This window comes from Cupriavidus sp. 21MJTG02-4 (genome assembly GCF_057798975.1).
This window is the reverse complement of the sequence record NZ_JBYOJP010000006.1, coordinates 39,975-61,171: the sequence shown is the minus strand read 5'-3', so window position 1 is coordinate 61,171 and position 21,197 is coordinate 39,975. Positions and strand designations below refer to the sequence as shown.

Sequence of the window (21,197 nt, the reverse complement as noted above, 5' to 3'; positions counted from 1 at the left end):
CGCCGGCTCGATGGCCAGGCAATGGACCGGCGTCCCGGAGGCGTCGGCCACGACAAGAAGATGGAGCGAGACGTGCAATACAAAGCCTTGCTGACGCCGGTGGTGCTCGGCGTCCTGATCATGACCGGCCCGGCGGCCGCCGGCCCGGTGTTCCAGTCGCCGCTGGTCGCGCCGGCCGCGAAGAGCGCCCTGGCCCTGCGCGGCACGCTCAATGCGATGGCCAATGCCGGCGACCGGCTGGTCGTCGCCGGCCAGCGCGGCCATGTCCTGTATTCCGACGACGGCACGACGTGGATTCAGGCCGAGGTGCCGGTCAGTTCAGACCTGACCGCACTGCACTTCGCCTCGGCCAGCGAGGGCTGGGCCGTCGGCCACGAAGGTGTGATCCTGCATACGTCCGATGGCGGCGCCACCTGGGCGAAGCAGCTCGACGGCAAGCAGGCCGCCGACTTGCTGGTCAAGGCCTACGTCAACCCGGCCAAGGCGGGCGACGAGGCCGCTCAGCGCCTGCAGCAGGACGCCGAGACCTTCGCCGCGCAGGGAGCCGACAAGCCCTTCCTCGACGTCTGGTTCGAGGACACCCGCAAGGGCTTCGCGGTCGGTGCGTTCAACCTGATCGTGCGCACCGAGGACGGCGGCAAGACGTGGACGCCCTGGATGGACCGCGTCGATAACCCCAAGGGCTTGCACATGTACGGCATCCGCCCGGCGGGTGGCTCCGTATTCATCGCCGGGGAGCAGGGGCTCCTCTTGCGGTACGACCGTGTCCGGCAGCGCTTCATCAAGGTCGACCTGCCGTACCAGGGCACGCTGTTCGGCGTCACCGGCACCGACCGCACGGTCGTGGTGTTTGGCCTGCGCGGGAATGCCCTGCGCAGCACGGACGGGGGCGCGAGCTGGACCAAGGTGGAGACCGGTGTCACGGCTGGGCTGTCCAGCGGCGTGGTGCGTCGCGACGGCGCGATCGTGCTGGCCAGCCAGGCCGGCCAGGTGCTGGTGAGTACCGACGAAGGCGCCAGCTTCCGTCGCGTACCGGTTGCCACCCCCGCGCCGACCTTCGCCCTGGCCAATGCCCGCAATGGCGCAGTGGCCCTCGCAGGGCTGGGCGGCGTCCGGGTGGAAGTCCTGAAGTAACCCGGTAAAGGCAAGAGACCCCATGGCAACGAATCACATTGACGAAATGCCGGCAATTCGCGAGTTGAAGGATTTCGACCGCAACTCCGGCAGCCGCTTCGAGCGGCTGATCTTCAACCACCGGCTCTGGCTCGTGATGGCCTGCGTGCTGGTGACTGTGGTACTCGGCTTTCAGGCCAGCCGCCTGCCGCTGAACGCGGCGTTCGAGAAGACCATTCCGCAGAGCCAGCCGTATATCAAGAATTACCTCGCCAACAAGGGCGAGCTGAAGGGCCTGGGCAACGCGCTGCGCGTCGTGGTCGAGAACAGGCACGGCGACATTTTCGCACCGGCCTACCTGCAGGCGCTGAAGCAGATCAACGACGAGCTGTTCCTGACCCCGGGCGTGGATCGCCCCAACGTCAAGTCGTTGTGGATGCCGGCGGTGCGGTGGAGCGAGGTGACGGAAGAGGGCTTCATGGGCGGACCCGTGATGCCGGACAACTACAACGGATCCCCGCAGCATACGGAGCAGTTGCGCCTGAACATCGCCCGCGCCCAGATCCTCGGCAGCATCGTGGGGAACGACTACAAGTCCAGCATGATCTTCGTGCCACTGGTGGACAAGGACGCGCACAGCGGCCTGGCGCTGGACTACCGCGACCTGTCGCGGCGGCTCGAAAGCCTGCGTGAGCGCTATGCGCGGGCCGATGGCGTCGATCTCGACATCCATATCGTCGGCTTCGCCAAGGTAGTGGGAGATCTGCTCGACGGCTTGCAACAGATGGTGGTCTACTTCGCAGGCGCCGCCATCATCGCCGCGCTGATCCTCTTCGGCTGGACCCGCTGTGTGCGCAGCACGCTGCTGGTGCTGGCGTGCTCGCTGGTGGCAGTGCTGTGGCAGCTCGGGCTGGTGGCCGCGCTTGGCTACGAGCTCGATCCGTATTCGATCCTGGTGCCGTTCCTCGTATTCGCGATCGGCGTGTCGCACGGCGCGCAGAAGATGAACGGCATCATGCAGGACGTCGGCCGTGGCACGCACAAGCTGGTGGCGGCCCGCTACACGTTCCGCCGGCTGTTCCTAGCTGGCCTGACGGCGCTCGCGGCCGATGCGGTCGGCTTCGCGGTGCTGATGCTGATCGACATCCCGGTCATCAAGGACCTTGCCGTCACGGCCAGTCTCGGCGTGGCGCTGCTGGTGTTCACGAACCTGATGCTGCTGCCGGTGCTGCTGTCCTATACGGGCGTGAGCCAGAAGGCGGCGGCACGCGCGCTGCGCGCCGAGCAGCGGCAGGAAGGGGGGCTCTGGCTGTGGCTGGAGCGGTTCACGGGACGCCGCCGCGCCGTCGCCGTAACCTTGCTCTCGATCGCGCTTGCCGCGGCGGGGTTCGCGGTCAGCACGCATCTGAAGATCGGCGACCTCGATGCCGGCGCGGCGGAGCTGCGCCCCGATTCGCGCTACAACCGCGATAACGCCTATATTACCAGCCGGTATTCGCTGTCCTCCGACCAGTTCGCGGTCATCGTGAAGACGAAGGCCGAAGGCTGCCTGGAATACGCGACGCTGATGGAGGCGGACCGTCTTGGCTGGCTGTTGCAGCAGGTGCCCGGCGTGCAGACGACTGTCTCGCTGCCGGACGCGGTGCGCAAGATCACTGCCGGCACCTACGAGGGCAGCAGCAAGTGGCTGACCATCTCGCCCAACCAGGACGTCCTCAACTACGCCGCGCGGACGGCGGGCACGAGCAGTCCCGACCTGTTCAACAACGAGTGTTCGGTGATGCCGGTGGTGGCGTATCTCGCCGACCACAAGGCGCAGACGCTGGATCGCGTTGTCAAGGTGGCGGACGAGTTTGCCCGGGCGCACAGCACGCCGGAGCGGCAGTTCCTGCTGGCGGCAGGCAGCGCCGGCATCGAATCGGCCACCAACATCGTGGTGAAGCAGGCTAACGTGACGATGCTGCTCTACGTATATGCGGCGGTGATCGTGCTGTGCTTTATCACCTTCCGCAACTGGCGCGCGGTGATCGTGGCCGTGGTGCCGCTGGCCATCACGTCGATCCTGTGCGAGGCGCTGATGGTGGCGCTCGGCATGGGCGTGAAGGTGGCGACGCTGCCGGTGATCGCGCTGGGGGTGGGCATCGGGGTGGACTATGCGCTGTATCTGTTGTCGATCCAGCTTCAGCAGCAGCGCGCGGGGGCGTCGCTGGCCGATGCCTACCGCCATGCACTGCGCTTCACCGGCAAGGTGGTCGCGCTGGTAGGCGTGACGCTGGCCGCCGGCGTAGTGACGTGGGCATGGTCGCCAATCAAGTTCCAGGCGGACATGGGCATCCTGCTGACGTTCATGTTCCTGTGGAACATGATCGGAGCACTGGTGCTGATTCCGGCGCTGTCGCACTTCCTGCTCCAGCGGGTCGGCGGCGCGGGCGCTCGCGGCGAGGCCGAGCCGGCCCTGCTGCGGGCGGGCGGCGCGCGTGGCTGATCCTGCGTTGGCTTCTGCGGCATTGACGAAATCCCGGCCATTGACCGGGATTTTTCATTTTTCGCTTGCTCGAAACAGAAACGGCGCCGCAAGCGGCGCCGTGAGGCTTTTCCTCGCCCGCGTGGCTACGGCGTGACGATGTTGAAATCGGGGCGGAATGTCACCAACATGCCCATCAGCTCGCCGAGCTTGCGGCCATCGCCTTCGATCCGTACGTCGCCTTTCTGAACCGCTGCCGCCAGGTCGGTCTGGCGCAGGTTGATCCGGTCGAGCGTGTCCTTGCTCATGCTGATCGTGGCATCGGCCTTGTCGTGGAGACGGCCCTCGCGGTAGGTCAGCACACCATTCCGCAATGTGAGCGCGAATGGCACCTTCCGGTCGGTGAACACCCAGTTCAGCAGCATGTCGTGGCCCTGCGCCTTGTCGGAATCGAGACGCACGGCCAGCAGGTCGAAGAACATGGATGGCTCCAGCGCGCGCACCAGGTCGGAGGCCCGGTTGCCGGACTCCGTGTGCACGCCGGCGCGCAGCTCGTGAGCGCCGGTGATGTACATATTGCGCCAGAGCGCGCTTTCACTCTGGTAGCCAAGCTGCTCCAGCGCATCGGCCTGCAGGTTGCGCGCTTCACTGTTCGCCGGATCGGCGAACACGAGATGATTCCCCAACTGCACCGCCCAGCGGTAATCGCCCTTGTCCATGGCGGCACGCATCAGCTTCAGCACGCTGGCCGCGCCACCCAAGGCCTCGACATAGTGCTTGCCCGCATCCACCGGTGTCAGCGGGTCGAGGTTGGCCGGATTGGCGTCGTAGAAGCCGAGATAGCGCTGGTATACGGCGCGGGCGTTGAAGCTGAGCGACCCGTAGTAGCCGCGTGTGTACCACTTCTTCTCCAGATTGCCGGGCAGCTTGCGCATGTCGTCGGCAATCTCGGCCGGGGTCAGGCCCAGGTTCAGCAGATGCAGCGTGCGATCGTTGAGCCAGGTGTACATGTCGCGCTGATCGGCCAGCAGGTTGCGGATACGCTCTCCGCCCCAGGTGGGCCAGTTGTGCTGCGCGAACAGGACTTCCGCCTTGTCGCCGTAGCGCACAAGGCCGTCGTCGAGGTACTTGCCCCAGGCCTTGGCGTCGCGCACCGGGGCGCCGCGCGGCGTGAGGAGGTTGTGCATGGTCGGGGTGGCGTTCTCGGCCATGCACAACGCCTTGAATCGCGGCAGCCAGATGTTCATCTCGGCCGGTGCCTCGGTGCCAGGGGTGAGCTGGAATTCGAAGTCCACGCCATCGATGCGATGCGTCTCGACGGGCTCCTTCAGCACCACTGTCGGCGCGATCAGGCCGAACGTGCCGTGCTTCGGGGCGCCCTTGCCGATGCCGGCGTCCACCTGGCCGCGGTCGCCGCGCGGCACCATCGTCGCGCCCTGGTAGTAGCTGCGCCGGAGCATCGCCGTGCCGGCGAATACGTTCTCGCTGACGGCTTCCTCCAGGAAGCCGGACGGCGCGTAGATGGCGACCTTGCCGGCCTTGACGTCGGCTTCGTCCACCACGCCGCGCACGCCGCCGAAATGGTCGATATGACTATGCGTATAGACGACGGCGATCACCGGCTTGCGCGGACGGTGCTGGTAGTAGAGCGCTAGCGCGGCCCGGGCGGTTTCGGTCGTGGCAAGCGTGTCGATGAGGATGAGCCCGGTGTCGCCTTCGACGATGGTCATGTTCGCCAGGTCGAGGCCGCGTACCTGATAGATCCGGTCGGTAACCTGGAACAGCCCGGCATGGGCATTGAGTTGCGCCTGGCGCCAGAGACTGGGGTTGACCGTGTCCGGGCTCTTGTCGGCGCGCAGGAAATCATAGGCCTGCGGGCTCCAGACTACCTGCCCGTCGGGGCTCATCGTATCCGTCCGGTACGGCGCAATCAGCCCGCGTGTGGCCGATGTATAGTCTTCGCGGTCAGCAAACGGCAACTGCTGCAGCACACGGGTGTTCCTGGCCGCAGTGGCCGCCGTGGCAGGTTTGGGCTGCTCCGGCGGGGCGGCCGTTCCCGCGGCAAGGGCGTGCGCACCGGCCAGGAATGCCAGCGCCGATGCGAGAAGGGACCGTCGCATCGGCAGTCCACTGCTGGCGGGTCTCACACGGTTTGTCATTGGTCTGTCTCTCTCTTGGGGATGGAAGGTTCTAGCCTCAAGAAAGATATACAGCAGTCGCCGGGGCGCGTCGCCTCCTCTTATGGCAGGGCGGAGCCCTCTGGTGGCTGCTCGGTCACGCGATCTCCAGCGGGGTGAGGGCGCGCCGCCGATGGCGGGCCGCGCGCCCCTGCCCGGAAGAATCAGGCTTCGATGGACGGACGCAGCCAGGGCGCCGCCGTGGTCTCGGGCGCGCCGATCTGGTTGGAAATCCACTTGCCCATACGGCGCATGGGTTCGATCGAGTCCTGCGGTGCGGCGAACTTCATGGCGGCCGCATAGCCCAGCGACACGATGCGCTGGGCGCCATACAGCGGCAGGATGTCCTTCAGTTCGTCCTTGACGCTCTCGGGGTAGAACGCCGACAGTCTGCGTATACGCGTCCACGGCATCCATCATCTCGTCGAGCGAATCCACGGGCACCAGGTTGGCGGTGCGGTCGTCCAGGCTCGCGGCGAACGACACGGCGTCCGGAATCTGCGAGCAGATGATCGCGCCTTCCCCGTCCTGGCCGCCAATGACCTTGTACCATTCGTCGTCCATGCGCAGCGCGTCGACTTCGGCTTTCAGCTTCGGGTCATAGCGCTTGGGCGAGGTGGAGAGGGTGTTCGGCAGCGCCAGCATGGCATCGTAGACGTAGCGTCCGAAGGTGTTCAGCTTTTCCAGCCCGTGGGGGTCGGTGCCAGACTGGACGTAGATGGTGCGGGCGCAGATGCAGCCCTTCTGGTTGATGGCGCCAATATCGCTGGCCAGCCGCACCGCGGCTTCCCGCATCGCTGTTTCGCTGTCGAAGGTCGCCTTGCCGACGATGCTGGCGCTGCGCTTCGGGTCGAGCGAGATCAGTTCCAGCCCCGGCTGGATGTACTGCGTGACGTGCTTCATCGCCGCGAAGCCGCCCCAGGCGATGATCTTCTCAATGTTCTGCGGCTGGTACAGGCGCTGTTCGAAGGCCTGGTCTCCGCCCTTCCAGTAGGCCACGCTGATGTGCTTCGTGAGCGGATGGTCGGGCGCCATGTCGACCATGGTGCGGGCGATGGCGAGCGCGGTGAACGGGTCGTTGGACGGCGCCTTGATGATGGCATCACTGCGCAGCACCATATTGCGGATGATGGTCCACAGCGACAGCCCCGAGGCGTTGCCCGCCACGATATGCAGCGCGCGTGCGCCGAAGCAGCGTACTTCGAGCTCGGTGCCGTCGAGCAGGCGCTGCTTCACCCAGCCTTCCAGATAGTTGATGCCGACCGTGGTCTCCACCATCTCGGTGATGAAGTCGCGCGACAGCATGCTGTGCAGGTTCATGTACGAACCCTTGACGATGGTGGGCGTCGTGGGCGCTGTCAGGTACGACAGTTCGCACGCCTGCTGCAGGTACTCGTTCTTGCTGAAGTCCAGCGCCTGGCCGAGCGCCTCGGCGTAGTCGAGGATGTCATCGAAGCTCAGCTTGTACAGGTCGCCCATCCTGGCCGGGTTGCCCAGCGGTAGCCGGTCGATGTACTTGTGCGCGTCGGGCGTCAGGAAGGCGAGATCGCCGCCGCGGCCGCCCACTTCGATCAGGTTGTCGGTAATGACTTCGCCGCGGATGACCATCGGCGCGATGGGTTTCGTCGTGTTCATTGGTTCTCGATGTGGTTGAGGTAGTCCATGGCCTCGCGGTGCGAGGATTCTGTCGCGGCGCAGGTGATCTTGTCGTCGCCGCCGTGTTGTTCGCTGTAGCGCTGGATCGGGCCGGCGATGTAGGCGCTGGGGCGCCCGCACGGGCAGGGCCGGTCCCATTCGACCGTGATCTCGTCGCCCGTGATGAAGCCGCCCCAGTGGATATCGGCGCCAAGGTCGTAGAAGGCCGCGCGGCCGGTCACCCTGCCGCGGCGCGGCAGCGACCGGCCGGTTTCCGGGTCGAGCACGAACGGCACGGTGGTCGGCGAGAAGTGGTAGTGGCCGTGCTCGCAACGGGGGCTTGAGCCACTGAGCACCTCCGACATGGCGTAGGTTTCATGGACCTGCTGCGCGCCGGTGAACCGGAGGACATCCTCGCGCCAGCCGTCTGGCTGTACCAGGCCTTTCGCACCGCCGGTCGTGGTGATGTACGAGTCGGGATGGAATACGCCTTCGACGCCGCGCTGCAGGCCGGCCTTCGCCATGTCGTGCAACAGGTTCCAGGTGGCGCCAATGTAGACGCGCTTGCCGCGCAGGCGCGTGGCGATATCCTCGAAGAAGCCGGCGAGATACGCTGGCAATTCCGCCTGCATGGCGTCGAAGGTCTTCTTCTTTGCGAGCAGATCCGGTGCAAGCTCCAGGCGGTCGAGCGTGCCCCGGGCATGCGCCGCGCGCAGTTTCGCGCCAAGGTGCAGCACGTCGGACGAGAGCGTCATCGGATAGGCGCAGTGGAAGTGCGACTCGTCGGGAAGCAAAGCGTGGATCATGAAATCGTTGCCACGCAGGTGCGACAGGTAGCCGCTTCGGTAGTACGGATAGACGATGTGGAGATCGGGCTGCGGGGTGTCCGGGCCTTCGGTCTTCCAGACATGGAGCCGGCGCACATCACAGGCCTTGTCCCATTCGCGCCGGCTGGTCGGCAGCAGCGACAGGGTGCCCGATGTGCCGGATGTATGGCTGATGCGCAGGTCCGGCAGGGCCTTGTCCATGGCGTCGAACCAGTCGTCCAGGCCCGTGCAGCCGCTGACATCGACGGCCGCGATGGCTTCGGCAACCTCCGGCGTCACCAGCTTTCCGAGCCACCTGTTGATCTGCGTGAAGTTCGCCTTCTCCAGCAACGCCGGCGGATAAGACTTGAACATGGTGTGCTGGAACAGCAGTGGCACCACGTCTTCAAAGGTTTCGATGGCGTGCACGCCTTCGCTGTCAGCGAGTTTCCTCAGGACAGGGATGCGGTCGCGCAGCTTGGCAAAGCGACGCTTCAGCGCCTCCAGCTTGACGGCGTCGAGTTCGGTGCGTGGCAGGTGCTGCCACCTCCGGTAGTTGTGGCCGGCCAGTGCTGCGGGGTCATTCAGCAGCAGTTCGGCCTGCGTGTTGATGGAGTGTTCCTGTAGGGTCATCGCGTAAGACTTGGCTATGGATCGGAGAACAGGGGCGCGCCGGTGAAGATGCGCGGCAAGGCCCGTACGGCTGTACCAGTGTAGGGAGCCGTCGCATGATTTCGTATCCGGATTCGAGGGCCGGGCGGGGCGTATAAGCCATTGATTTCCCTTGAAAGTCGCCGCTGTCGCGAGGGCATGCTCTGTGTTTGCCCGAGCGCCTCCCTGCAGCACGCTGACCTCCCGCAAAGGGGGTAGCGGGGCCGTCTCTCCTGCAGGCAACATCGCACTTGCAATGGGCAAGGGCGTCTTCAGACGCACAGAGAGGCAAGACCAATGGAGACTCCATCCCGAAAGCGGTCAGGCGGCCACGGCATCCTGCAGGTCGAAGTTCCAGCCCTGCCGCGCAAGCTGCCGCGGCAGGAGCGGTCGGTCAAGCTCGTCGAGGCATTGGTGAAGGCGGGCTGGGACGTCCTCGAAAAGGAGGGTGGGGCCGCGTTGACGCTGGAGCACGTGTCGTATCGTGCCGGCGTCGCGATCAGTTCGATCTATGAATACTTCCCGACGATGGAATCGCTGATGGCAGCGATCTTCGTCGACTACCGTATCGAAGCACGCCGCCGGCTGCTGGAGGAACTGCGCGCGCTGCCGGGCGAGGCCCGCTTGTTCGACGGCGTGCTGCTGATTCTGCGCCACGGCATCCGGTTTCTCGATAACTGGGCGCAGATGGACCGCGACTTCTTCACGCGCTCCGCGCACTACGAGGAGCTGATGCGCCTCGACGTCGTCAAGTCCGGGAACAACTGGACGTCGATCGTGACGGACGCACTGATCGATCGCTTCTCCGGCGAGATCGTCGTGTCCGGCCGCGAGAAGGCGCGCTTCCTGGCTTTCCAGACGCTGCTTGCCTTGCCGCGCGCGATGATGCTGATGCAGCCGGCGCTGCTGAGCGAGCCCGACACGCCGCTGTTGCTGGCCCGCATGGTGCATGCACTGCTGACGACCCCGGAGCAGGCTCAATGAGCCTGGGCCGGGCGCCGCGGTGTCCGGGCCGATGCCTCAGGATTCCATGCCGTTCAGGAAGTCCATGGCCTCGTGGATCGAGGCTTCCGTAGCGGCACAGGTGATCTTGTCGTCGTCCCCTGTCTTGTCGCTGTACCGCTGGACGGCGCCAACGATATAGCGGCTGGGCCGTCCGCAAGGGCAGGGCTTGTCCCACTCGACCGTGATCTCATCGCCCGTGACGAAGCCGCCCCAGCGGAACTCGGCGCCAAGGTCGAAGAAGGCGGCACGGCCGGTCTGGCGGCCCCGGCGCGGCAGCGGCTTGCCGGTGTCGGGGTCGAGCAGGAACGGGATGATGGTGTGCGCGAAATGGAAATGGCCATGCTCGCAGGTGAAGTGGCTGCCGGCCACTTCCGACATGGAATAGCCTTCCACCAGGCGCTTCACACCGGTGAAGCGCAGCACCTCTTCCCGCCAGCCTTCCGGCTGCGAGAGTCCCTTGGCGCCGCCCGATGTGACGATGAACGAATCGGGTGAGAAGACGCTTTCCAGACCGCGGGAAAGGCCCGCCTTCGCCATGCTATGCAGGTTGGTCCAGGTCGTCAGCAGGTAGACGCGCTTGCCCTGGATCTCATCGACGATCCGCTCGAAGAAGGCAGCGAGGTGGCGGGGCATATCGGCTTGAAGGCGGTCGAAGTCGGCCTTCTTTTGCCGCATCTCGGGGTGGATGTCGAGCCGGTCCAGCGTGCCTTTGGCGTGGGCCGCGCGGATGCGGGCGGACAGGTGCAGCAGGTCGCTCGACAGCTGCTGCGGATATGCGGCGCGGAAATAGGTTTCGTCCTTCAGCAGTTGGCCGATCACATGCTCGTTGATGCGCAGATGGCTGATGAATCCCGAGCGGTAGTACGGATAGGCCACGTAGAGCTCGGGAGCCGGCGTGTCCGGACCCGACATGTTCCATACGTGCAGGCGTCGCACGCTCTGCACCTTCGCCCATTCGCGGGTCCCGTGAGGCAGGAACGAGATCGTGCCCGAAGTCCCCGACGTGTGAGAGAGGGTGAGTTGCGGGATCGCCTTGTCCATCGCTTCGAACCACGCGTCTAGCCTCTGGCAGCCGCGCACATCGACCGCGGCCATGGCTTCGGCGATATCGCGGGTGACGAGCTTGCCCAGCCAGCGATTGATCTGCGTGAAGTTGCCGTGCTCCAGCAGCGCCGGCGGGTACGACTTGTAGACGGTATGCCGGAACAGCAGGGGTGCGACATCATCGAGTTCGTCGACGCGAACCACGCCTTCTGCGTCGGCGAGCTTGCGCAGCATCGGTATCTCGTCGCGCAAGGCCGCGAAGCGCTGCTGCAGCCCTAGCCGTTGCATGGCGTCGATGTCCTGGCGAGGCAGGTGGTCCCAGGCATGGGCCGAGTAGCCCGCCAGGGCGGCCGGGTCGTTCAACAGCAGATGGGTTCTATCCGAGAGCGAGGCTTCGGCAATCGACATACTGAATCTCCGTGAATTGACAGTTGGGTCGCCGGATGAGTATAGGGACGGCCCCCCGAACCGACTCTACGGATCCGCCGTGCGGCGGCAGGTAGGCAAGTGGTTGAGCGGAAAGAAAAAAAGACGGCGCGCTGCGCCGTCCTTCCGTGTTTGTGGCCGGCGCTGGCGTCGCGCGGGACGCCAGCGTAGCCTGCCCTATTTCAGGAACCCGCGCTGGCGTGCCACGGCGATGGCATCGTATCGGCTAGAGACGCCGAGCTTGGAGAGGATATTCTTGACGTACCACTTCACCGTCCCGAAGGTGATGTTCAGCGTCAGCGCAATGCGCTTGTTCGACATCGCCTGGGCCATCAGGTCAATGATCTCAAGTTCTCGCGGCGTCAGGGCAGTCCGGCGCGAGTCGCCCGCGGCGGCCGCGGCCGCTGGCTCAGGCGTCTCATCGACGCCGTCCGTGTCCGGGAAAAGGTCGGCGAGATACTGCGCCACCGATGGCGACAAGTCGGGATCGTCGCGCAAGCGTTCGAGCAGGTCGCCGACCCGCTCCTGTTCATCGAGAATGGTGCGGACCAGGCCGAAACTGGCGCCGGCGTGCAGCGCGCGCAAGAGACATTGCCTGGCTTCCGCAGCCTGGCCCAGGCTGTCATGCGCGGCGGCGCAGAGCAGGTCTGCCTGCACCAGCGTCCTGCCCCGGCCATACTTCTGCGCAAAGCTGCGCACTTCGGACAGGGCCTCAAGCGCCTCGCCAGGCCTGTTGTCCATCAGCGCCAGGCGTGCGCGTGCCAGGGCCGCGATAACGGGAATTTCGGCCTGGGCACCGGTGGCATCCCGGTATTGCGCGGCAAGGGCATTCAGTTTCGCCGCGCGTTCGCTGGCTCGCAGGTGGTCGCCCATGCCTACGAGGATCGCCAGTTCCTCCGCAAGCATATGCGCCTCGGGGCGGTCCAGGCCATGCAGGTGGAAATGCGCCGTCTGCCCCTCGACAAAGCTGAGGGCTGCCTTTGGCGACTCACGGAGTACCTCGACACGCGCACGGGAAAGCGAGGCGCGAATCATGACGTCCGGCATCGAGGACTGAATGAGGGCAGTACGGTTGGCCAGGACGTCGAGCGCATCGTCGAGGCGGTTCAGTTCGTAATAGGCGTCGGAGAGCGTTGACGCGCATGTGCTGGCGGGAATCGACACGCGGCCGTAAAGGGCTTCGGATCGCGCGAGCACATCGGAGCCGATTCTCTCCGCTTCCCTGGCATTGCCTTCGGTCAGGTAGATCTGTGCGCGCAGGCATTCGAAGCCCAGGGCGATATCGTTGTCCTGGTCCTCGGGGCTGATGGGATTGTCGTCGTAGATCTTGCGCGCATCGTCAAACCGGCCGACAGACATATACGCCACGGCGAGCCCGGCAAGATTGAGGTACTGCAGCGACTGATTGCCCAGCGGCACGAGGTACAGCGGTTCGAGCAGGTCGATGACGCGGTTCAGGTCATCACGGCGCATCGCGACAGCGGCATCCATGGCTGTCAGTTTGGAAGAAATGGCGGGGTTCGCCGCTGCTTCCGTCCGCCGGATATCTTTCAGCCACCGTTCCGCCTTGTCTGGCCTGCCGGAGAAGGAATACGTCAGGCAACCGAGCAGGAACAGCTTCGGGTGGGAAAACAGCGTGTCCTGCGGCACCTTCTCCAGCAAATGCAGCATCGGGGTGATATACGCCATGCTCCAGGTTGCCGGCGTCGCCCTTTCAATGGCATTGACGGCGTACTCGAGGTCGTCGCCAAGGCTGGCGTGGCGCAGCGACTCCACCATCAGGCCGTGCTCGGCAAACCAGCGGCACGCGCGCCGGTGAACGCCTTCGACTGCGGCGCTTCCGCGCCGCAACAGGCGTTGCGAGAGGAACTCGCCGAACAAGGGGTGAAAGCGATACCACGGCGAGTTGTCGTCCACGTCGATGCGGAAGATCAACAGGTTCTCGTCCTCGGCGCGCTTGATCATCTGCTCCGCGTCCGGGCGCTCCGCAACGTATTGCGCGAGCTCGACATTGAAGCGGCGAAGCACCGAGATCTTCTCCATGAACTCGATCAGGTCTGCCGGCAGATAGGCAACCACGTCTTCGACCAGATAGGTGTGAAGGTCGGCGGACTTCCACAACAGGCTACGCAGTTTCGAGCGCTTGGCAGGGTGGATGCGCAGCAGGGTGGCGATGGGCTGCAGGCTTGCCGGCCAGCCGCACGTCAGCTCGTGGATGAGATGGATTTCATCGGCATTCAGCTTTGGCGAGTTGAGATTCTGTTCGAAGAAACGGCGGGTCTCGTCCAGCGTAAATGGCAGCGTCGTGAAATCGATCTCGACGATATCTCCCTGCATTCGCAAGCGGCCGAGATTCAGTTGTGGCGTCGTACGGGACGAGATGACGAGATGAAGGTTGGCCGGGCAGTGGTCCAGCAGCTTCTGCATCAACCGGTAGGTCGCCGGTGAATCCGCGTGATGATAGTTGTCGATCAGGAGGTAGAGCTCCTTTCCGGTCGCCTCCGCCGCCGAGGTGATCATCGCGATGCTGGCTTCTATCGCGACGGGGCTGCCGTCATCGTGCAGAGCGCTGCTGTCGAGCGGGATGCCAAGGCGATGGAACGCCGCCATCAGGTAAGCGTGAAAATTCGAGAACTGGTTGTCGTCGTGGCTCAGCGAAAGCCATGCCACATCGCCCCCGGCCTTCATCAACTCCTGCCGCCATTGCGCGAGCAGGATGGTCTTCCCGTAGCCCGCGCTGCCGGTGATGAGCGTGGCGGTGCAGTGCTGGGCATCATGAAGGCGCGCCAGCAGGTGTGCGCGCGGGATATGGCGGACGCTGATACGTGGCGGCGAGAACTTCGTTGCCACCAGGAGATTGTCGGTGTTCATCCCGGAAGTTTGCATGTCGATTCGGGGGAGTGGCGGGGATGATCTGGATGTGGCGCTGGCCGTGCGGATCCCGCTTCGCGCCAAAGGGGGCGCAGACGCCCAGTCGGATAGTACTCCGGACACGCCCCCCAATGCACCGTTGCGGCGCAACATCGCGAAGACGTCCGGAAGAGGGGGTGAACGAGACTGGAGATTCGTGTATGGGGTGACGCGCCGTACGCTCGTCGGCACTGCGTACGGCGGGCCCCTGCAAGAAAGGGAGGAGAAAAAAAGAGCCCTCCCACTTAAGCTTTGCAGAGCATTGCCGCACGCGAAACACGGACCAGGGCAGTGACATTGCCCGCCGGCCAGAGGCCGCGATCGCATTTTCCCAAGACAATACCTACCGAGAAGTTGACATGAGTGATACCGCCGCAGTGCTCCTGAGCGAGCAGGAGACTATGATCCGTGACGCCGCTCGGAAAGTGGCCCGGGAAGTGGTGGCCACGACGGCGGCCGCACGCGATCGCAGCGGCGCCTGGCCGCGCGACGAGCTGAAGGCCGTCGGCGAACTCGGATTCCTGGGGATGCATGTTCCAGAGGAATTTGGCGGCTCGAACGCGACCTTTGTCGAATACTGCCTGGCGATTACCGAGTTCGCCGCGGCCGACGCAGGCTTTGCCACCATCCTGCATGTGCACAATGGCCTTGCCGGCGCGGTGGCCCAGGCCGGCAACGAGGCGCAGAAGCGCAAGTACCTGCCCGGCATGGCGTCGGGCGAGACCATCGTCGCTGGTCTGCTGACCGAGCCGCAGGCGGGTTCCGATACCAACGCCTTCCGCACCACGGCGCGTCGCGATGGCGATCACTACGTGCTGAACGGCAGCAAGCAATTCATCTCGAACGGCAGCGAAGCGGGCGCCGGCATCTGCATTGCGGCGAGCACCGAGACCCCGGAAGGCAAGAAGGGTCCGAGCCTGTTCATCGTCGACCCGAAGGCGCCGGGCTACACCGTCGCGCGCGTCGAGGAGAAGCTGGGCCAGCGATCGGCGCATGTGGCAGCGATCCAGCTCGACGACCACCGCGTGCCGGCGGAGAACCTGCTGGGCGAGGAAGGCCGTGGCTACAAGCAGGTAATGGGCATGCTGTCGGAAGGACGCATCGGCATTGCCGCGGTGGCCTGCGGGGTGGCGCGCGCCGCGCTCGAGGCGGCTGTGCAGTACGCGAACGAACGCGAAGCCTACGGCGGCCCCATCATCAAGCTGCAGGGCGTGGCGTTCGACCTGGCCGACATGGCTGCACAGGTCGATGTGGCCACGCAGTACATGCTGCATGCGGCACGCTTGCAGGCGGCCGGCGTGCCGTGCGCCAAGGAGGCGTCGATCGCCAAGCTGTTCGCCAGCGAGATTGCCGAGAAGGTGTGCTCGGACGCCATTCAGATCCACGGCGGCTATGGCTACCTGACGGACTTCCCGGTCGAGCGCTACTACCGTGACGCGCGCGTGACCAAGATCTACGAGGGCACCAGCCACATCCAGAAGGTCATCATTTCCCGCGCCCTCGGCGCGCGTTGACACGCGGTGGTGCAGGGGCCGCCGGCAGGCCGGCGCCAGCACGGCTGCCGCCATGACTGGAAAGGCAAGTCACGCTTGCGCTAGCCGTCGCCGATTGTCCAGGGGATACCGATGCCTACCATGATTCCCGCCGCCAGCCGCGCCATGTCGGTGTTTGAAGCCTTCGCCCGCGAGCAGCGAGAGCTGTCCAACTCCGAAATGGCGCGTCTGCTGTCGCTGCCGGAGACCAGCACATCCGACCTGCTGCATACGCTGCACAGTCTCGGCTACCTGGTGCGCACTACGCGTACGCGCCGCTTCTACCCGACGGGGCGGCTCATGGCGCTCACGCACCAGATCGGGCAGAACGATCCGTTGATCACGGCGGCGCAGGAAGCCGTCGGACGCCTGGGCAGGATGACGAACGAATCGGCCTTCGTGGGCGTGCTGGAGCCGCCGGTGGTCAAGGTCATCGCCATGCAGCCAAGCCGGCAGCCGCTACGGTTTGAGACCGACATCGGAACCCGCGTCGCGCTGCATGTCTCCGCGCTCGGCAAAGGACTGCTCTCGCTCCTGCCGGATGACGAGGCGCGCGCATTGCTCGCCGGAAGTGACCTCCGAAAGATCACCCCGCATAGCGTTGTCGATCTGAACAAGCTGATCGCCCAAATCACTGTTGGTCGCCAGCGTGGCTGGCACGAGTCCAATGAAGAAGGCAGTGAGGGCGCGAATGGTATGGCCGTGGCCGGACGGTTCGGTGGGCAACCAGTCGCCTTGGCACTGGCGGCGCCCGTCGAACGCATGCGAAGGAATCGCGATTTCTACATCGAGGCGTTGTGTGAGGTCCGCCGAGGCCTGATGGATGACGCTGACGCGCAGGACGGAGGCAGTGCATAGCCGTCATTGGCACGACAACCATTGCGGGATCCCGGTCTATGGCTGTCATCCGTGTGAGCAGGCCCGACCGAAAGTGGGAACGGGCCCGCCTCACGTCCGGCAGCGCCCAGCTTCAAACTCAGGCCGGCATGGAGCTGGAGTCGCGTGACCCCTGGTCTTGTTTGCTATCGGAGCACAGCCGCCGGAGGCAGAAGTGCGGTGTGCCTGCGGCGACTGTGCTGCCGTGGAACTCAGAAGGCGTGACGGATACCGGCCATCACGCCGATCATGTTCTTCTGGCCCGGCGCCGAGGCGTAGTTGAACAGGTAGCCGGTGAACGGGCCGTCGTTGGCGAGGCTGCCGTTGTGCGCCCACGCCGTGGTCAGGTAGACGTCGGTCCGCTTGCTGAGGGTGTAGTCCAGCACCAGGCTCACTTGCTGCGGATTCGCCGGGTTGGTCGACGCGCCGGTGTTGGTCAGGGCCAGCTGCTTGATGTTCGTGTAGAAGTAGGCGAGCTGGACGTCGAATGCCGGGGTGAAGCGATAGCTCACGCCGCCGAACCAGTAATCGTCGCGCAGGCCGGTGTTGCCGTTGGCGTAGGTCTGGTCGCCCCAGCGATAGCCGGCGACGAACTTCCACGGACCGGTGGTATAGCTGCCGGCAGCGCCAAGCTTGCGCACCTTGCCGGGGTTGCCGACGGTCACGGCGGGGTGCCACTCGTCGTAGCCGACGCCGAAGCCGAAGTTTTCGCCCAGATAGGATGCCGAAGCGCCCCAGGCCGTGTTGTCCTTCCATTCGCCCGGCGTTTCGCCGAGGCCGCCGCCGTAGAGAATGCCGCCGCCGCTGAGCGACGACAACGCGGTGCCGGCGCCGAAGGAGTAGTGGGCCGCGACCGACAGCGCCCCGAAGGCGCCCGTGTACTTGATGGTGTTGGCGGGCCGGTAATTTACGCCCAGCCACCACACGCCCGGCTCGTAGGCCGGCGCGGCGCGGGTCGGGGAGAAGTTCAGCATGCCTTCCGCAAGGCTCGAATACTGTTTGCCGAACGTGAGCTTGCCGTACTCGCTGCTCAGGCCGACGTACGCCTGGCGGTTGAAGATGCCGGTATTGCCGGCGAACGCGCCGGTGTCGGGAGTGAACTGGCTCTCCAGCGTGAAAATGGCCTTCAGGCCACCGCCGAGGTCTTCCGCGCCGCGCAAGCCCCAGCGCGAGGCCGACAGGCCGCCGTTGCCATTCATCCCGACACGCGGGCCGGCGGGGGCGACGCCATTCAGGGAGTTCGTCGGCGACAGGGCGCTCGGCGCGGACGCGACCCGGTTGACGTACTCGATGCCCGTGTCGATCACGCCGTAGAGCGTGACGCTGGTCTGGGCATGCGCCGCCCCGCCTGCGGTGCCGAGTGCTGCAAGGGCGATAAGCGATTTCTTCATGCTCGGAAGTCTCCTTTTTTTCCTTTGGTCTGTAGCTGTCAACGCAGGCTTGTGCCTGTCTTGGGCCGGCCGTGCGAACACGCCGGCAGCGCTGCCCGTCAGCCAGGCCGCCAGCGCGCTTTGACAGTAGAGACGGGCGCTGTGGCGTCTCGCCTATCAAAAAGGGAGGGGGGAGGGGCGGGGTACCAGCCTGGATCGGCGCGCGGCCACCTCGGAACGGCTACGCACCGTCATATGCGGCGCATGGCCTGCCGGACTGCGCGCGCATGAGGGATTTCACCAGTGTGTTATCGGAACACAACATCGAGGCGGCGCAAAGGACCCGCTCGCGGCTGACCCTTCCCGAAGGAGGGGGGCGCGGTGTGCGGTGGCCGGGCTATCTTTCAACCTGCGCACAGAAGGACGGTGGCAGCGGACAGCGCCAAGGCCACCGGCAACGTTCACCTGAATCCGTTTGCCCCGCGAGTCGGCTGGCGATGGTTCGACTGCGGGAGCCCATCCATGTATCGCCCTGATTCCGAACACTTCGGCCAGCCCGCCGCAAGGCTGCATTATCCGTGCGGTGACGCACCGGCGCCCGGCCAGGCTTTCGAGATCGCGCCCGGCGTCCTGTGGATGCGCCTGCCCTTGCCCAATGTGCTCAGGCACATCAACGTCTGGGCCATCGAAGACGGCGAAGGCTGGGCGATCGTCGATACCGGCGTGCTTGCGCCGGAAACGGTGCAAACCTGGGAAGCCCTGCTCGCCGGGCCGCTCGGCGGGAAGCCCGTCACGCGCGTGTTCGTCACGCACCAGCATCCCGACCACGTCGGCATGGCTGGCTGGCTCACCGAGCGCTTCGGGTGCCGCCTCTGGATGACAGGACTCGAATACCTGCACAGCCTTGCCATGGTCGCCGAGGTCGGCCAGGACGTCCCGCCCGAAGGCATTGCGTTCTATCAGCGTGCGGGCTGGGACGAAGCCGCGCTCGCGGGCTACCGGAGCCGCTTTGGCCGTGCCGGCAGGATGGTCTCGCGCCTGCCGCGCAGCTTTCGCCGCATCGAAGATGGCGCAGTCGTGCGCATCGGCGCCCACGACTGGCAGGTTGTCATCGGGCAGGGCCATACGCCCGAGCATGCGTGCCTCTATTCGCGCGACCTGCACGTGATGATTGCCGGCGATCAGGTGCTGCCGCGCATTTCACCCAATGTGTCGGTGCACCCGATGGAGCCCGATGCCAATCCGCTCGCCGGCTGGGAGGCATCGCTCGCGCGTATCCGGCGCATGGTGCCGGCCGACGTGCTGGTGCTGCCGGCACACAATGAACCGTTCGAAGGGCTCCATGCGCGCATCGACCGGCTGGAGCAGGCGCTGTGGCGTGGCGTGGCGCGGCTGCGCGAGGCGCTGCGCGAGCCGCGGCGCGTCATCGACCTGTTCGCGGTGCTGTTCGCGATTCCGGTGACAGGCGACGACGCCCTGCAGTACGCGCTCGCCACGGGCGAAACCATCGCGCATCTGAACTACCTGGATGCGCTTGGCGAACTGGACGTGCGCGTCGATGACGCCGGCGTGGCGTGGTACCGCGCTGGCCGGACCGGCACGATTGCGTGAGCCCGGCGCCGCCGACGCAAATCAGGTGGGCAGCATGAAGCAAGAATCCGCCATTGCGAACCAGGGGGCTGCGGCACATGACGCCGACGGCGACGAACTGCACCCAACGCACGCGCTGCGGCAATGGCGCGACACCCTGCTGCGGTGTCTTGACCGGCCGGCGCGGGACGCGTCGATCGATGACCGGCATGGCTTGCTGCTCGAGCTGGCCCGTTGTGCATTGGCCCTGCGCGATGCAGGACCCGATGCGACGGCGGCTGGCGTCCGCCTCCCTCCTTTCACGGGGGGGGCGTGGCCGGCTCCCGCGCTCTATGCTGGGCTGGGCAATCGGCTCACGCCGGAGATCTCCGCGGCATGCGCGCCAGTCCTGGCGCATGCCGCAACCGACGATACGACATCAAGCAAACACCGCCATGGCAGACATCAACACCGCACTCTTCACCGAACAGCAGAACCTGATCAACGATTCGGCCCGCCGCCTGGCGGCCGAGGTGATTGCCCCCACGGCGGCGGCGCGCGACCGCGCCTCGGCCTGGCCGAGTGACGAGCTCAAGGTGCTGGGCGAGCTCGGCTTCATGGGCATGCTGGTTCCGGAAGCCTATGGCGGCAGCGGCTCGGGTCTGCTGGAATTCTGCCTGGCACAGCACCAGTTCGCGTCGGTCGACGCCGGCCTGGCCACGATCGTGCATGTCCACAACTTTGTCGCGGCGACCATCGCGGCGCATGGCACCGAAGCGCAGAAGCAGCGCTACCTGCCCGCCATGGCGAGCGGCGAATCCATCGGGGCCTTCCTGCTGAGCGAGCCGCATGCCGGCTCCGACACCGCGGCGCTGCGCGCCACCGGTGTGCGCGACGGCGACCACTACGTGCTGAACGGCGCCAAGCAATTCATCTCGAACGGCAGCGAGGCCGGTGTCGGCATCGCGTTCGTGCTGACGGACAAGGCGGCTGGAAAGAAGGGCGCGAGCACCATCCTGGTCGACCCGAAGCAGCCCGGCTACGTGGTCACCCGTATCGAGGAGAAGCTGGGCCAGCACACCGCGCATACCGCGCAGATCGCGCTGGAAAACTACCGGGCTCCCGTGGGTGACCTGCTGGGCGCGGAAGGACAGGGCTATCGCACCGTGATGAGTTCGCTGTCCGACGGCCGCATCGGTATCGCCTTCATTGCCGCAGGCGCGGCGCGTGGCGCGCTGGAAGCCGCCACCACTTATGCCGCCGAGCGCGAAGCCTATGGCGCACCGATCAATCAGCTGCAGGGCGTTGCATTCGACCTGGCCGATATGTCGGCGCGCGTCGAGACCGCCTTCCAGTACTGCCTGCACGCCGCGCGCCTGGCCGATGCCGGAGTCGATTGCGCGCGCGAAGCGGCGATGGCCAAGATGTATGCGAGCGATATTACCGAGGAGGTCTGCTCGGATGCCCTGCAGATCCATGGCGGCTACGGTTACCTCACGGATTTCCCGGTGGAACGCTACCTGCGCGACGTGCGCGTGACCCGCATCTACGAGGGCACGAGCCATATCCAGAAGCTCATCATTTCTCGCAGTCTGGCCTGACCCGGCCGCCGGAGGCAT

Annotated in this window: 12 protein-coding genes; 7 read left to right on the top strand and 5 right to left on the bottom strand. The window is 65.6% G+C overall.

Annotation, left to right across the window (positions count from 1 at the left end; genetic code table 11):
* Positions 1 to 72: 72 nt before the first annotated feature.
* Positions 73 to 1,134: a WD40/YVTN/BNR-like repeat-containing protein gene (locus tag AC3FKH_RS14000; protein WP_488676377.1), complete on the top strand. Its 1,062-nt coding sequence runs from the start codon at positions 73 to 75 to the stop codon at positions 1,132 to 1,134.
* A gap of 22 nt (positions 1,135 to 1,156) precedes the next feature.
* The gene (locus tag AC3FKH_RS13995; protein WP_488676375.1) at positions 1,157 to 3,598 is read left to right on the top strand and encodes an efflux RND transporter permease subunit; all 2,442 of its coding nucleotides are present in this window, start codon (positions 1,157 to 1,159) and stop codon (positions 3,596 to 3,598) included.
* A gap of 125 nt (positions 3,599 to 3,723) precedes the next feature.
* Here the strand turns inward: AC3FKH_RS13995 and AC3FKH_RS13990 are convergent, their stop codons facing one another.
* Both AC3FKH_RS13990 and AC3FKH_RS13985 read right to left on the bottom strand, forming a co-directional pair.
* Positions 3,724 to 7,389 (bottom strand): alkyl sulfatase dimerization domain-containing protein, encoded by a 3,666-nt coding sequence (locus tag AC3FKH_RS13990; protein WP_488676373.1) that lies wholly within the window; start codon positions 7,387 to 7,389, stop codon positions 3,724 to 3,726.
* Complete coding sequence (locus AC3FKH_RS13985) at positions 7,386 to 8,828, bottom strand: hypothetical protein (RefSeq protein ID WP_488676372.1); 1,443 nt, start codon at positions 8,826 to 8,828, stop codon at positions 7,386 to 7,388. Before AC3FKH_RS13985 ends, AC3FKH_RS13990 begins: the two co-directional genes overlap by 4 nt.
* A gap of 315 nt (positions 8,829 to 9,143) precedes the next feature.
* Between AC3FKH_RS13985 and AC3FKH_RS13980 the strand changes: the two genes are divergently transcribed.
* Positions 9,144 to 9,830 (top strand): TetR/AcrR family transcriptional regulator, encoded by a 687-nt coding sequence (locus AC3FKH_RS13980; protein ID WP_488676371.1) that lies wholly within the window; start codon positions 9,144 to 9,146, stop codon positions 9,828 to 9,830.
* 36 nt (positions 9,831 to 9,866) lie between these two features.
* On the opposite strand, the gene AC3FKH_RS13975 is transcribed toward AC3FKH_RS13980, so the two are convergent.
* Positions 9,867 to 11,303 (bottom strand): hypothetical protein, encoded by a 1,437-nt coding sequence (locus tag AC3FKH_RS13975; protein WP_488676369.1) that lies wholly within the window; start codon positions 11,301 to 11,303, stop codon positions 9,867 to 9,869.
* Between the two features lie 195 nt (positions 11,304 to 11,498).
* A complete protein-coding gene (locus AC3FKH_RS13970) occupies positions 11,499 to 14,345 on the bottom strand; it encodes a winged helix-turn-helix domain-containing protein (protein ID WP_488676367.1) in 2,847 nt (948 codons plus the stop codon).
* Positions 14,346 to 14,608: 263 nt separating this feature from the next.
* On the opposite strand from AC3FKH_RS13970, the gene AC3FKH_RS13965 reads away from it, so the two are divergent.
* Complete coding sequence (locus AC3FKH_RS13965) at positions 14,609 to 15,745, top strand: acyl-CoA dehydrogenase family protein (RefSeq protein WP_488676781.1); 1,137 nt, start codon at positions 14,609 to 14,611, stop codon at positions 15,743 to 15,745.
* A gap of 111 nt (positions 15,746 to 15,856) precedes the next feature.
* A complete protein-coding gene (locus AC3FKH_RS13960) occupies positions 15,857 to 16,621 on the top strand; it encodes an IclR family transcriptional regulator (protein ID WP_488676365.1) in 765 nt (254 codons plus the stop codon).
* Positions 16,622 to 16,851: 230 nt separating this feature from the next.
* Here the strand turns inward: AC3FKH_RS13960 and AC3FKH_RS13955 are convergent, their stop codons facing one another.
* Positions 16,852 to 18,030, bottom strand: a complete 1,179-nt coding sequence (locus tag AC3FKH_RS13955; RefSeq protein ID WP_488676363.1) for a porin — start codon at positions 18,028 to 18,030, stop codon at positions 16,852 to 16,854.
* A 501-nt stretch (positions 18,031 to 18,531) separates the two neighbouring features.
* Here AC3FKH_RS13955 and AC3FKH_RS13950 point away from each other — a divergent pair.
* Positions 18,532 to 19,620, top strand: a complete 1,089-nt coding sequence (locus AC3FKH_RS13950) for an MBL fold metallo-hydrolase (protein ID WP_488676361.1) — start codon at positions 18,532 to 18,534, stop codon at positions 19,618 to 19,620.
* A gap of 413 nt (positions 19,621 to 20,033) precedes the next feature.
* Positions 20,034 to 21,179 carry an acyl-CoA dehydrogenase family protein gene (locus tag AC3FKH_RS13945; protein WP_488676359.1) on the top strand — a complete coding sequence of 382 codons (1,146 nt, stop codon included), beginning with the start codon at positions 20,034 to 20,036 and terminating at the stop codon, positions 21,177 to 21,179.
* The last annotated feature ends 18 nt before the right edge of the window (positions 21,180 to 21,197 follow it).